Raw genomic sequence first — 12453 nt, forward strand, 5'->3', positions numbered from 1 at the left:
GTGTCTTCACGAACGACTCCACAGACAAGGGGGAGCAGCATGCTGCTCTGGAAGAGAATCGCGGCCGTCTGCGCCGCGGCGAGCCTGCTCGCGGCGGGGACCGCGGCGGCCGCGCAACCGCCGGACGGGGCAACCCGGGCGGACGCCACCATCCGCTACACCGAATACGGCATCCCGCATATCGTCGCGAACGACTGGGTGAACCTGGGCTTCGGGCAGGGGTTCGCCGCGGCCAAGGACAACATCTGCGCGATCGCGGACGTCGCGGTCACGACTCGGGCCGAGCGTTCCCGCTGGCTGGGGCCGGACGCGCCGCCGACGAGCGGGGTGAGCCAGGCGAGCACGAACCTCGCGAGCGACCTGTACTTCCAAGGTCTGAACGAAAGCGGGGTGATCGAGCGGCTCCTTTCGGCGCCCGCGCCGCGCGGGCCGTACCGAGAGGTCCGCGAACTGATCCGCGGCTACGTCGAGGGGGTCAACAAGTACCTCCGCACCGGTGAGATCACCGACCCGGCTTGCCGGGGCGCCGGCTGGCTGAAGCCGATCACCGAACTCGACGTCTACCGGCACAGCCACGCGGTCGGCATGATCTTCGGACAGGGCGGCGTCGCGGACTCGATCACCGCGTCGCTGCCGGGTGCGCCGCCCGCGGGCGGCGGTGCCGGACAGATGCTCGGGGAGACCGGGATCGGCAGCAACGCGATCGCGATCGGCTCGGCGGCGTCGGCGAACGGACGTGGTGTCTCGCTGGCCAACCCGCACCTGCCGTGGCAGCTGAGCGGGACCAGGCTGTGGCAGTCGCAGGTGACGCTGCCCGGCAAGCTCAACGTCAGCGGAGCCGGTATCCCCGGTATTCCGCTCATGTGGCTGGGACACAACGAAACCGCCGCCTGGAGTGGAACCGCCACCGACACGACGCGGACGTACACGCTGTTCGAGCTGAAGCTCGCGCCCGGCTCACCGACGACGTATCTGGTCGACGGGAAGCCCGAGCGGATGCGCCGCCACGACGTGAGTGTCCTGTCGCGCAAGGCGGACGGCACTCTGGAGCGGGTCGTACGTCCACAGTGGACGACGCGGTACGGCCCGGTGACGACCCGGCTCGGGCAGCGGGAACTGCCGTGGACGGCGTCGAGCGCGTTCGCCATCGCGGACGCCAACGCCACGAACCTCGGGATGACGAACTCGATGTTCGCGATCGCCCGCGGCCGGACGGCGGGGGAGATGATCGGCGCGGTCCGCGAGACCCAAGGGCTGCCGTGGATGAACATCCTCGCCGCCGACGACCGCGGCCGGGTGGAGTTCAGCCAGATCCACGGCGTCCCGCACGTCACCGACGAGAAGGCGGCGCGCTGCAACACGCCACTGGGCAAGGAGCTGTTCGACTCTGACGGCGTCGCGGTGCTCGACGGTGCCAAGACGGCCTGCGCGTGGGGCCGGGATCGCGACGCGCTACGACCTGGCGTCTTCGGCCCGTCCAGCCTGCCGAGCCTGAGCCGGTCCGACTACGTGGCGAACTCGAACGACAGCTACTGGCTGCCCAACCCCTCGGCCGCGACGACCGGTTTCCCCAGGATCGTGGGCCCGGTCCGCTACGAACAGAACATGCGGACCCGTGGCGGCTTCGTCGAGATCGCCGATCAGCTGAAGAAGGGCGGCTTCACGGGGCAGGCGATGCGGGACCTGATGTTCTCGCACCGGGACCACGCCGCCGAACTCGTGCGGGCCGACGTCGTCACGATGTGCCGCACGATGCCGGGAATGGAGGCCGCGTGCGCCGCGCTGGCGGGCTGGGACGGCCGTTCGGACGCGGAGAGCAGGGGCGCTCTGCTGTTCGACCGGTTCTGGTCGGCCGTGGATCGCGTGGGGCCATCGATCTGGAAGGTTCCGTTCGACGTCAAGGACCCGGTCCGCACGCCGAACACCCTCGACACGGGCAACGCGGCGGTCCGCAAGGCGCTTTCCGATGCCGTCGCGGAGTTGCGAGCGGCGAAGATTCCGCTCGACGCGCCGTACGGCGACAACCATTACATCGTCCGTGACGGCCGGAAGATCCCGCTGGGTGGTGGAACCGCGGGCCGCGGCGTCTACAACACCCTGGGCGGACCTTGGGATCCGGCACGCGGCTACACCGAGTTCACGCACGGCGGGACGTACCTGCACGTCGTGGCGTTCGACGGTACGGGCTGCCCGGACACGACGACGCTGCTGACCTACTCGCAGTCCGCGAACCCGGAGTCCGCGCACCACAGCGACCAGACGGAGTTGTACTCGCGCAAGCAGTGGGTCACCGAACGGTACTGCGAGAAGGACATCCTCGCGTCGCCGTCGCTGGAGGTCGCCCGGGTGAGCAGGCGATGATCGCCGCGTTGCTCGCGGCCGTCGTGGCGGTCTCGTCACCGCTGCCCGCCGCGGCTCCGGACGGCGAAGTCTCGTTCACCAGCCACGGGGTCACCTTGCGGGGAACGGTGGTCGCGCCGGAGGGCGGCGGTCCGGCGCCGGGCATCGTCATGGTGCACGGATCCGGCGAACACGACCGGGACGACTACCGCGCCGAGGCGGGATCCTTCGCCAAGGCGGGGATCGCGACCCTGATCTACGACAAGCGGACCGAGGGCTATTCGCTGTTCGAACGGGACTACTCGGTCCTGGCCGACGACGCTCTCGCCGCTGTCCAGGCGCTGCGTTCGCGTCCGGGGGTGGATCCGGCCCGCGTCGGCGTGTGGGGACTGAGCGAGGGAGGCTGGGTCGCGCCGCTGGCGGCGTCGAAGTCGAAGGACGTCTCCTTCGTGGTCACCGTCGGTGCCAACGGCGTTTCGCCCGACCGCCAGCAGTCGTGGGCCTTCGAGACCTATCTGCGCCGCGGCGGGGTCACCGGTTCGATGGTGGACATGGTGTCGTCGACGAACATGCGCACCCTCGCGGGCGCCGGCGTGTTCCCTGAGGCCGGATACGACCCTGTTCCGGTGCTGGAGAGGGTGCGGCAGCCGGTGCTCGGCCTGTGGGGCGAGCTGGATCGGCTCACCCCGCCCGGCGAGGCCGTCCGGATCTTCCGGGAAACGCTGGACAGGGCCGGGAACCGGCAGTACACGCTGAAGGTGTTCCCGCAAGCGCAGCACGGGCTCCGGCGGACCACCGATGGTTTCGACAAGCTCGACGGGTTCGCTCCCGGCTACCTCGACCTCGTCGCGAACTGGGTGAACGGAGCGAAGGGCGGGCCGTTGGCAGACCCGCCTCCGGTCCAGGCGAGCCAAAGTGCGGCACTGGCGCCGCTCGCCTGGTACGAGGCGCCGTGGGTGCAGATCGGGGTCTGGGCGCTGGCTTTGCTGGCGTTCGCGGCCTACCCGGTGACAGCGTTGTTCCGCCGTCGTAAGGAGGTTCCGCTCGGCAGGCCCGCGCGTTGGCTGGCGTCGGCCGGCCTGCTCGGCACGGTGGGATTTCTCGTCTACTACGTCGTGCTGACGATCGGGGCGGCGATGGCGCCGGGCCCGGTCCTTTTCGGACGGACATTGCCGTGGCTCGCGTTGCAGCTGATCGCGGTCGGGGTCGTCGTCGCCGGAGCGGTGACCGCGGTTTCGTGGTGGCGGAAGAAGGAAGGCGCGGGAGTGCGCGTCGGCCTGCTGCTGGCCGGGACCGTGCTGTTCGTCCCCTGGGCCGTCCACTGGGGACTTTTGGTGCCGTGAAATGAGCCTGGGTGCCGGGCGGCCACCCGGCACCCAGGCGAACGGAAGCCGCGTCACCACGCCCGAGGGCGTGTCTTCACGAACGGACCTCCGGGTCAGAAGATACTCAGGACTTCGGGGTGACGGCGAACCGGCGCAGTTCCAGCGCCGGGTTCTTGGCACGTACCTCGGAGATCCGCTCGGCGGAGACCTCGCCGCTCGCGGTCCCCGTGCGCTCGCCGAGCGAGGCGACGACGACGCCCATCGGGTCGACGATCATGCTGTGTCCCGAACCCGCGGGCGCGGCCTGCCCCGCCGCGACGAGGTAGATCGTGTTCTCGATCGCCCTGGCCCGGACCAGGGTGGTCCAGTGGTCCTCCTTGAGCGGACCGGGCATCCACTCCGCGGGCAGCAGCACCGCGTCCGCGCCCGCGTCGACCAGGCGGCGGGTGACCTCCGGGAACCTCAGGTCATAGCAGGTCTGAAGACCGAAGGTGATGCCGTCGACCTCGAACGTCTCCGGGGCCTCGATGTCGCCGGGCCGGACCAGTTCCGATTCGCGGAAACCGAAGGCGTCGTACAGGTGCAGCTTGCGGTAGAGCGCGACGATCGCGCCGTCGGGGCCGGCCGCCACCAGCGTGTTCGAGATCCGCTCGCCGCCGGGGAGTGCTTCGTTGATGCCCGCGACGACGGTGATTTGCCGGTCCTTCGCGAGGCCGCGCAGCTCGGTGACGAAGGGCCCGTCGAGTTCTTCGGCCGAGGTCACGAATTCCCGGCTCATCGTCGGTACGGTGAACAGCGAGTACTCGGGCAGCGCGACCACCCGCGCACCGCGGTCGGCCGCTTCGCCGACGAGGGAGGCGACTCGGGCGAGGTTGGCCTGTTTGTCGTTGCCGGGCGCGAACTGCGCCACCGCGACGTGCACCATGGGACCCCTTCCAATCAGTGGAACTCTTGTATACATGATGGATACTTGAGTGGTCCAGGTGTAGGCTCTGTCGCGGAAAGTAAGGGAATAGAGGGGGAACGAGATGACTGTGACCGCCGAAGGGGGCGGCCCGGCGCGCGAGCGGGTCTACACGTGGCTGCGCGACGGAATCATCTCGGGCGAGCTGGAGGGCGGCCGCTTCCTCGACGAAATGTGGGTTTCCGGCGTCGTCGGCGTCTCCAGGACCCCGGTGCGCGAGGCGTTCCACCGCCTGGCCGCCGAGCGGTTCATCAGCCTCCTGCCCCGCAAGGGCGCCCAGGTGCGCACGGTCACCGCCAGGGAACTGGAAGAGGTCTACCAGAGCAGGCGGCTGATCGAAGGGCACGCCATCGCGGCGCTCTGCGCGAACTCGGCGGGGGCCCCCGCCGAACTGCCGGAACTCATCGAAGCGATGGCGAGCTCCGGCGCCGAACGTGACTGGTTCGCCGTTTCGGGTTTCGACCGCCGGTTCCACCGCGCCATCGTGAACGCCGCGGGCAACACCGTCCTGACCGAGCTGTACGACACGCTCCGTTCACGGCAGCAGCGGGTCACGGTCCGCGCGCTGGAGGCACGCCCGGAACGGCTGACGGTGATCAACGAGGAGCACCGGGCCCTGGTCGCCGCCCTGAACGCCCATGACGTCAAAGAGGCGTCGCGGCTGCTGGAGGAGCATCTGCGCCCGGTGTCCGAAGTGATGTCGGCGCTGCCACAGGAAGGCTGACCTCGATGGGACTCGAAAAGGTCGTCGGCGTCATGCGCGACAACCTCACCGTCCGGCGTGTCTACGGCGAGCCCGTCGAGAAGGACGGCGTCGTGGTCATCCCGGCCGCGAGCGTGATCGGCGGCGGAGGCGGTGGGCACGGAGCCGAACAAGACAAGGAAGGCGAGGGCGGCGGTTTCATCCTCGCCGCGCGACCCGTCGGGGCCTACGTGCTCAAAGGCGGCGAGGTGCGCTGGGTCCCCGCGGTGGACGTGACCTTTCTCGGAGCGGTGTTCGCGGTCATGGTCGCCGCGATCCACCGGCGCCGGCTATCCCGGCGAGGATCAGATCGAGCCCGGTGAGGAACTGCATCCGGTCGTCGTGATCGCGGGCCTCGGCGGCGACTGTCCGGAGGAAGGGGAATTCGCCCGGATCGAGGTCTTCCCACGCGTCCGCCGCGGCGTGGAGGAATTCGGTACGGTCCACCCCGGGCCCGAGCACCCGGGCGTTCGCGGCGTGCTGGCCCGCGGCGCCGAAGATGTAGTGCACCAGCGCCGAGGTCGCCGTGAACCAGGTGGTTTCGGGGACGCCGAGCGCGCCGACCCGCTGTCCGATGTTTTCGAAGATCCGCGGCGTCACGGAGCCCCGAGGGCTACGGGAGAGTAGCGGGGAAAGCCAGGGGTGCCGGTCGACCGCGTCGAACAGGCCGAGCGCGAGGGCGCGGATCTCGCGCAGGGGTGAGCCCGTTGCTTCGACGGCCGGCGCATCAGCGATGACGGACGTGGTCGCGGCGTCGAGCAGCGCGCCCTTGTTCGGCACATGCCAGGAGATCGCGCCAGGGCCGGTGGCAGTGCCTCCGCGCGTGTCCGTGGTGCCATGTCGTTCATCCTGGCAGAGCGCGGATAGGCGGCTTTCGGGTTAGTTTCCCTGTATGGCGAAAAGCTCGGCGGTGGAGATCGAGGTCGGCGACCGGACGGTGCGTGTCTCGAATCCGGATCGTGTCTACTTCCCGGCACGCGGCGAGACCAAGCTCGACCTCGTCCGGTACTACCTCGCCGTCGGCGACGGGATCGTGCGGGCACTGCGGGAACGGCCGTGCATGCTGCATCGGTTCCCGTCCGGCGTTTCGGGGGAGAAGGTCCATCAGAAGCGGGTGCCGAACGGTGCTCCCGACTGGTTGCAGACCGTCCGCGTCGACTTCCCCTCCGGCAGGCACGCCTACGAACTGTGCGTCACCCATCCCGCGGACGTGATCTGGGCGGTGCAGATGTCGACCGTCGAGTTCCACCCGTGGAACTCCCGCCGCGCCGACACCGAACGACCCGACGAATGGCGGATCGACCTCGACCCGATGCCCGGCTGCCCGTTCTCCACCGTGCGGAAGGTCGCCCACACGGTCCGCGAGATCCTGGACGAGCTCGGGATCACCGGCTGGCCGAAGACCTCCGGCGGGCACGGCCTGCACGTCTACGTCCGGATCGAACCACGCTGGGGTTTCCAGGATGTCCGCCGGGCGGCGCTCGCGTTCGCGCACGAGGTCGAGCGGCGGATGCCCGACGAGGTCACCACCACCTGGTGGCGCAAGGACCGCGACCCGTCGAAGCTGTTCGTGGACTACAACCAGAACGCGCGCGACCACACCATCGCGAGCGCGTATTCGGTTCGTGGCGTGCCCGAAGCCGTCGTCTCGACCCCGATCCGGTGGGACGAGATCGACGACGTCGAACCGCGCGAGTTCACCATCGCCACCGTGCCCGCGCGCTTCGCCGAACTCGGCGACCTGCACGCGGGCATCGACGACACGGCGTACTCGCTCGACACCCTGCTCGAGTGGGCGGACCGCGAAGGCCTCGACGCCGACGGCGAGTGACCCCCTCCCGCATTTAGAGGACTAAATGCGAGAGGGGCAGAGGGTCACTTGCCGACGTAGGCCGCCAGGTGTTCGCCGGTGAGCGTCGAAGCACTCGCGACGAGGTCGGACGGCGTGCCCTCGAAGACGATCTTGCCGCCGTCGTGGCCGGCGCCCGGGCCGAGGTCGATGATCCAGTCGGCGTGCGCCATGACCGCCTGGTGGTGCTCGATCACGATCACGGACTTGCCCGCGTCGACGAGCCGGTCCAGCAGGCCGAGCAGGTTCTCGACGTCGGCGAGGTGCAGACCGGTGGTCGGCTCGTCGAGGACGTAGACGCCCCCCTTGTCACCCATGTGCGTCGCGAGCTTCAGCCGCTGCCGTTCACCGCCGGAAAGCGTGGTGAGCGGCTGGCCGAGGCTGAGGTAGCCGAGCCCGACGTCGTCGAGCCTGCTGAGGATCGCGTGCGCGGCCGGGATGCGCCCGTCGCCCTCGCCGAAGAACTTCACGGCCTCGGAGACCGGCATTTCGAGCGCTTCGCTGATGTTCTTGCCACCGAAGGTGTACTCCAGCACCGACGCCTGGAACCGCTTGCCGTCGCATTCCTCGCAGGTGGTCGCGGTGCCCGCCATGATGCCGAGGTCGGTGTAGATGACGCCCGCGCCGTTGCAGTTCGGGCAGGCACCTTCGGAGTTGGCGCTGAACAGCGCCGGCTTCACCCCGTTGGCCTTGGCGAAGGCCTTGCGGATCGGTTCGAGCAGGCCGGTGTAGGTGGCCGGATTGCTCCGCCGCGAGCCGCGGATGGGGGTCTGGTCGACCGAGACCACGCCCTCGGCGGCGGGGATGGAGCCGTGGATCAGCGAACTCTTGCCGGAACCCGCGACACCGGTGACCACGCAGAGGACACCGAGCGGGACGTCGACGTCCACGTTCCGGAGGTTGTGGCGGTCCGCGCCGCGGATCTCCAGTTTGCCGGTCGGCTTGCGGACGCTGTCCTTGAGCGACGCCCGGTCGTCGAGGTGCCTGCCGGTGATGGTGTCGCTGGCGCGCAGGCCTTCGACGGTGCCCTCGAAGCAGATCGTCCCGCCCGCGGTACCCGCGCCGGGCCCGAGGTCGACGACGTGGTCGGCGATGGCGATGGTCTCCGGCTTGTGCTCGACGACCAGCACCGTGTTGCCCTTGTCTCGCAACTGCTGGAGCAGGTTGTTCATCCGCTGGATGTCGTGCGGGTGCAGACCGATGGTGGGCTCGTCGAAGACGTAGGTGACGTCGGTGAGCGAGGAGCCGAGGTGCCGGATCATCTTCGTGCGCTGCGCCTCGCCACCCGAAAGCGTGCCGGACGGCCGGTCGAGGGAGAGGTAGCCGAGGCCGATGTCGACGAAGGAGTCGAGGGTGTGCTGGAGCTTCTCCAGCAGCGGCGCCACCGACGGCTCCTTGAGCCCGCGGACCCAGTCGGCGAGGTCGCTGATCTGCATCTCGCAGGCGTCGGCGATGTTGATCCGCTTGATCTTCGACGATCGCGCGAGCTCGCTGAGCCTGCTTCCGTCGCATTCGGGGCAGGTGGCGAAGGTGACCGCCCTGTCGACGAACGCGCGGATATGCGGCTGCATCGCCTCGCGGTCCTTGGACAGGAACGACTTCTGGATCGTGGGAATCAGTCCCGAGTAGGTCAGGTTGATGCCCTCGATCTTGAGCTTGACCGGCTCCTTGTAGAGCAGGTCGTTCATCTGCCGCTTGGTGTACTTCTTGATCGGCTTGTCGGGGTCGAAGAAACCGCAGCCGCGCAGGATGCGGCCGTACCAGCCGTCCATGGAGAAGCCGGGGATCGTCAGCGCGCCCTCGTTGAGGGACTTCGTGTCGTCGTACAGCGCGGTGAGGTCGATGTCGTTGACCTGCCCCCGGCCTTCGCAGCGGGCGCACATGCCGCCGGTAATGCTGAACTCGCGGCGTTCCTTCGTGGTCCGCCCGCCCTTCTCGACGGTCACCGCGCCCGCGCCGGAGATCGACGCGACGTTGAAGGAGAACGCCTGCGGCGAGCCGATATGCGGTTTTCCGAGCCGGCTGAAGAGGATGCGCAGCATGGCGTGGGCGTCGGTGGCGGTGCCGACCGTGGAGCGCGGGTCGGAGCCCATCCGCTGCTGGTCGACGATGATCGCGGTGGTCAGGCCGTCGAGCACGTCGACCTCGGGCCGGGCCAGCGTCGGCATGAAGCCCTGCACGAAGGTGCTGTACGTCTCGTTGATCAGCCGCTGCGACTCGGCCGCGATCGTGTCGAAGACCAGGGAGCTCTTGCCCGAACCGGAAACCCCGGTGAACACCGTCAGCCGTCGCTTCGGCAGCTCGACGGCGACGTTCTTGAGGTTGTTCTCACTCGCGCCCAGCACGCGGATCAGGTCGTGGCTGTCGGCGGGGTGTTGCTCGGGCGGCTGCGGCCTGGTGGTCTTGCGCATCTTCTCTCCATCCTCATGTGGGCCGCGTGTACGTTCCGTCAGCCTCACCGGGCTCGATCTAACCAGCTTCGAGCTGTTCGTCCTCGACGATGATCACGCTAGGTGAGTTCGGGCGCATTGTGCTTCTCGATTCCTGATCCGTCTTCCCGAAGCAGGGCCGCGAGGAGCTTCTCTCCCTCGGGCCACGGCCCGTGCGCTCCGGTGAGGTGCCCGACGAGGCCGATGTCGGCGAACTCGGCACCCCAGCTTCCGGCGAAGGACCGCGCGCGGGCCGGGGTCATCCAGCGGTCGTTCGTGCTCGCGGCGACGACGGCCGGGAACGGGAGCCGCAGGCGCGGGATCGGGCCGAACCCGGCCAGCGCGGGCTCGGGGTTCTCCTCGACGTCGGGAGGGGTGACGAACAGGGCGCCGCGCACAGGGCGGTCACCCCCTGCGGCGAGCCAGTGCAGCACGGTCAGGCAGCCGAGGCTGTGCGCCACCAGCACCGGCGGGGTGGTCGTTTCCGCGAGCGCCTCGTCGAGCCTGGCGACCCAGGCCTCGCGAACCGGCGAGTCCCAGTCGTCCTGCTCGAACCGCCTCGACCCCGGATAACGGTCACACCAGACCGACTGCCAGTCCCCGGGCTCGGGGCCGAACCAGCCGTCCACGAACAGAAGTGCCATGGGCGTCAGTATTCAGACGCTCCAGCCCTCGCTCTTCGTCGCCTTCAGGTAGTCCTCGACCGGCGGGCCGACCGGCCTGCCCTCGTACTGGGTCGACAGCACCACCGACGACCGGATCTCGCCGTGTTCGCCCAGCCGTTCGAAGAGGCCTTCGAGGTGTTCGAGCGAAACGACCCGCACCTTCAGCATGGTGCAGCGGTCGCCGCTGAGCCGGTGCAGCTCGACCACCTCGGGGTAGTCCTCGGACTTGCTGGTGCGCAGGAGGCAGCTGCCGAGCGAGCAGCGCATCTCGACGAACGCCTGGAGGCCGTACCCGGCGCGGCGGGCGTCGACCTGGGCGCGGTACCCGGTGATGACGCCCGCCTCCTCCAGCCGCCGGACCCGTTCGGCGACGGCCGGGGCGGAGAGGTTCACGCGGCGGCCGAGTTCCTTGAACGAGAGCCGCCCGTCGCTCTGGAGCGTTTCGAGGAGCCGCCAGTCGAGGTCGTCCAGCGCCCTTTCCGATCGTAAGGTCATCGCGCCCGGATTCCTTCCATGATGCGCCTCGCACCCCCGCGAGGCCTTCGTCAGCCTATTCGCCGGAGCGCCCGGAATCCCTAGATTTGAATCATGAAACCGATGTTCGCGCTCTTCATGGGCGTCGCCTGTCTCAGTACCGCGGTCGTCGGCCTGTCCACCACGGCGGCGCTGATCGTGGTCGAGCACGCCGGCGCAGCGTGGAGCGGACTGCCGAACGCCGTGCTGGTACTCGGTTCCGCGGCGGGTTCGCTGTGGTCGGGGGCACTGGCCGCCCGCTACGGCAGGAGGCTCGTCCTGGTGCTGATGTACGGCGCCGCGGTGGCGGGCGCGCTGATCTCGTTCGCCGGTGTGCTCGGCGGATCCGTGCTCGCGCTGGTGGCGGGGATGCCCTTGATCGGCTTCGGCAACAGCGGCGCGCAGCTGTCCCGGTACACGGCCGCCGACCTGTCGCCCGAGCACCGCAAGGGGTTCGCACTGTCCACAATGGTCTGGGCGGGCACGGTCGGCGCGGTCGCCGGGCCCGCACTGATCGCACCGGCCGCGGCGAGGGCGGAAGCCGCCGACCTGCCCGCCCTGTCCGGCCCGATCGCGGCAGGGGCGATCGTCGTGGCCATCGCCGTGGTCGCCGTCGCCACCCTGCCGCGTGGCCTCGCCGCCCCGGCGGAGGGGGTGCCGAGGAGGGAGCGGATGTCCGTGCGGAACCCGGTGATCCTCGGGCCGCTCGTGGCGATGGTCGGCGCGCAACTGGCCATGGTGGCGGTGATGACGATGACGCCGGTCCAATTGCACCAGCACGGTCAGGGACTGGACGTCGTCGGCTGGGTGCTGAGCGCCCATCTGGTCGGGATGTTCGCGCTGGCACCGCTGTCCGGCTGGATCACCGACCGCTGGGGCGGCCGCGCGGCGATCTTCGGCGGGATCGGCACGCTCACCGTCGCGGCGGTCACCGCGATCGGCGCCCCGGATTCGCATCACGTGGGAATCCCGGTCGCGATGTTCCTGCTGGGCTACGGCTGGAACCTGGTGTTCGTCGGCGGCAGCAGCATGCTCAGCCGCGATCTCCCGCCCGCTCAGCGGACGAGGGCGCAAGGCACCGTCGACGCCTTCGTCTGGGGGACCTCGGCCGCGGCGAGCCTGCTCGCCGGGCAGCTGTTCGGCCTGGGCGGATACGTTCTGGTCGCCGTCGCGGGCGGACTGTGCGCTCTCGTCCCGCTCGCGGTGATCGGCCGACGGGCGGCCGCGCCGGAACCCGTTGAAAAAGCCAGGCTCCGCTGATCTGCGAAACCCGGGGCCTGCCGTCATACTGCTCCACTCCGACACGAACGAACCCGTGATGACGCAGATCACGTGGGTGACCGATTCGGAGGGTCCTAGGGTGAAAGCAGACAAGATGCGGGAGATCGGGGGTGCACGATGAGCGAGTTCGCGGTGAATCTGCGGGACCGGGTACGGCAGGCGAGGGAAGACGTCCAGATCGCCAAGCAGGCCTCGGACGAGGACAGGGCCTCGGCCGTCGGCGCCGATCTGGCCAACCTGGAGCGACTGGCCGCCGAGCACGGCGTGGAGCTGCCGGAGCAGTCTTCGGGTGACGTCCGGGCGTGACCCGGGTTCGGAGCCGATGATCGGGCTTTGACACCCTGG

Annotated in this window: 12 protein-coding genes; 7 read left to right on the forward strand and 5 right to left on the reverse strand. The window is 69.4% G+C overall.

Annotation, left to right across the window (positions count from 1 at the left end):
• The first annotated feature begins 39 nt into the window (after positions 1 to 39).
• Entirely contained in the window at positions 40 to 2361 is a 2322-nt protein-coding gene (locus AC069H_RS20510) for a penicillin acylase family protein (protein WP_478233433.1), read from the forward strand.
• Positions 2358 to 3683 (forward strand): alpha/beta hydrolase family protein, encoded by a 1326-nt coding sequence (locus AC069H_RS20515; protein WP_478233434.1) that lies wholly within the window; start codon positions 2358 to 2360, stop codon positions 3681 to 3683. The genes AC069H_RS20510 and AC069H_RS20515 overlap by 4 nt, the downstream gene beginning before the upstream one ends.
• A 106-nt stretch (positions 3684 to 3789) precedes the next feature.
• On the opposite strand, the gene AC069H_RS20520 is transcribed toward AC069H_RS20515, so the two are convergent.
• The gene (locus AC069H_RS20520) at positions 3790 to 4590 is read right to left on the reverse strand and encodes a carbon-nitrogen hydrolase family protein (RefSeq protein ID WP_478233435.1); all 801 of its coding nucleotides are present in this window, start codon (positions 4588 to 4590) and stop codon (positions 3790 to 3792) included.
• A 103-nt stretch (positions 4591 to 4693) separates the two neighbouring features.
• Between AC069H_RS20520 and AC069H_RS20525 the strand changes: the two genes are divergently transcribed.
• Together AC069H_RS20525 and AC069H_RS20530 are read left to right on the forward strand one after the other, a co-directional pair.
• Positions 4694 to 5353 (forward strand): GntR family transcriptional regulator, encoded by a 660-nt coding sequence (locus tag AC069H_RS20525; RefSeq protein ID WP_478226015.1) that lies wholly within the window; start codon positions 4694 to 4696, stop codon positions 5351 to 5353.
• A gap of 5 nt (positions 5354 to 5358) precedes the next feature.
• Positions 5359 to 5694: a sporulation protein gene (locus AC069H_RS20530; protein WP_478233436.1), complete on the forward strand. Its 336-nt coding sequence runs from the start codon at positions 5359 to 5361 to the stop codon at positions 5692 to 5694.
• On the opposite strand, the gene AC069H_RS20535 is transcribed toward AC069H_RS20530, so the two are convergent.
• Entirely contained in the window at positions 5633 to 6151 is a 519-nt protein-coding gene (locus AC069H_RS20535) for a TetR/AcrR family transcriptional regulator C-terminal domain-containing protein (protein ID WP_478233437.1), read from the reverse strand. The genes AC069H_RS20530 and AC069H_RS20535 overlap by 62 nt on opposite strands.
• A 112-nt stretch (positions 6152 to 6263) precedes the next feature.
• Here AC069H_RS20535 and ligD point away from each other — a divergent pair, with 112 nt between their 5' ends.
• A complete protein-coding gene (gene ligD, locus AC069H_RS20540; RefSeq protein ID WP_478233438.1) occupies positions 6264 to 7202 on the forward strand; it encodes a non-homologous end-joining DNA ligase in 939 nt (312 codons plus the stop codon).
• Between the two features lie 44 nt (positions 7203 to 7246).
• Here the strand turns inward: ligD and AC069H_RS20545 are convergent, their stop codons facing one another.
• The 3 genes from AC069H_RS20545 to AC069H_RS20555 form a co-directional block, all read right to left on the reverse strand.
• Complete coding sequence (locus tag AC069H_RS20545) at positions 7247 to 9631, reverse strand: ATP-binding cassette domain-containing protein (RefSeq protein WP_478226019.1); 2385 nt, start codon at positions 9629 to 9631, stop codon at positions 7247 to 7249.
• A gap of 98 nt (positions 9632 to 9729) precedes the next feature.
• The gene (locus AC069H_RS20550; protein ID WP_478233439.1) at positions 9730 to 10293 is read right to left on the reverse strand and encodes an RBBP9/YdeN family alpha/beta hydrolase; all 564 of its coding nucleotides are present in this window, start codon (positions 10291 to 10293) and stop codon (positions 9730 to 9732) included.
• Between the two features lie 12 nt (positions 10294 to 10305).
• A complete protein-coding gene (locus tag AC069H_RS20555) occupies positions 10306 to 10809 on the reverse strand; it encodes an Lrp/AsnC family transcriptional regulator (RefSeq protein ID WP_478226022.1) in 504 nt (167 codons plus the stop codon).
• A 93-nt stretch (positions 10810 to 10902) separates the two neighbouring features.
• Between AC069H_RS20555 and AC069H_RS20560 the strand changes: the two genes are divergently transcribed.
• Positions 10903 to 12087: an MFS transporter gene (locus tag AC069H_RS20560; protein ID WP_478233440.1), complete on the forward strand. Its 1185-nt coding sequence runs from the start codon at positions 10903 to 10905 to the stop codon at positions 12085 to 12087.
• Between the two features lie 138 nt (positions 12088 to 12225).
• Positions 12226 to 12414 (forward strand): hypothetical protein, encoded by a 189-nt coding sequence (locus AC069H_RS20565; RefSeq protein WP_125683248.1) that lies wholly within the window; start codon positions 12226 to 12228, stop codon positions 12412 to 12414.
• Positions 12415 to 12453: the final 39 nt, after the last annotated feature.

The organism is Amycolatopsis sp. NPDC043887 (genome assembly GCF_056435665.1).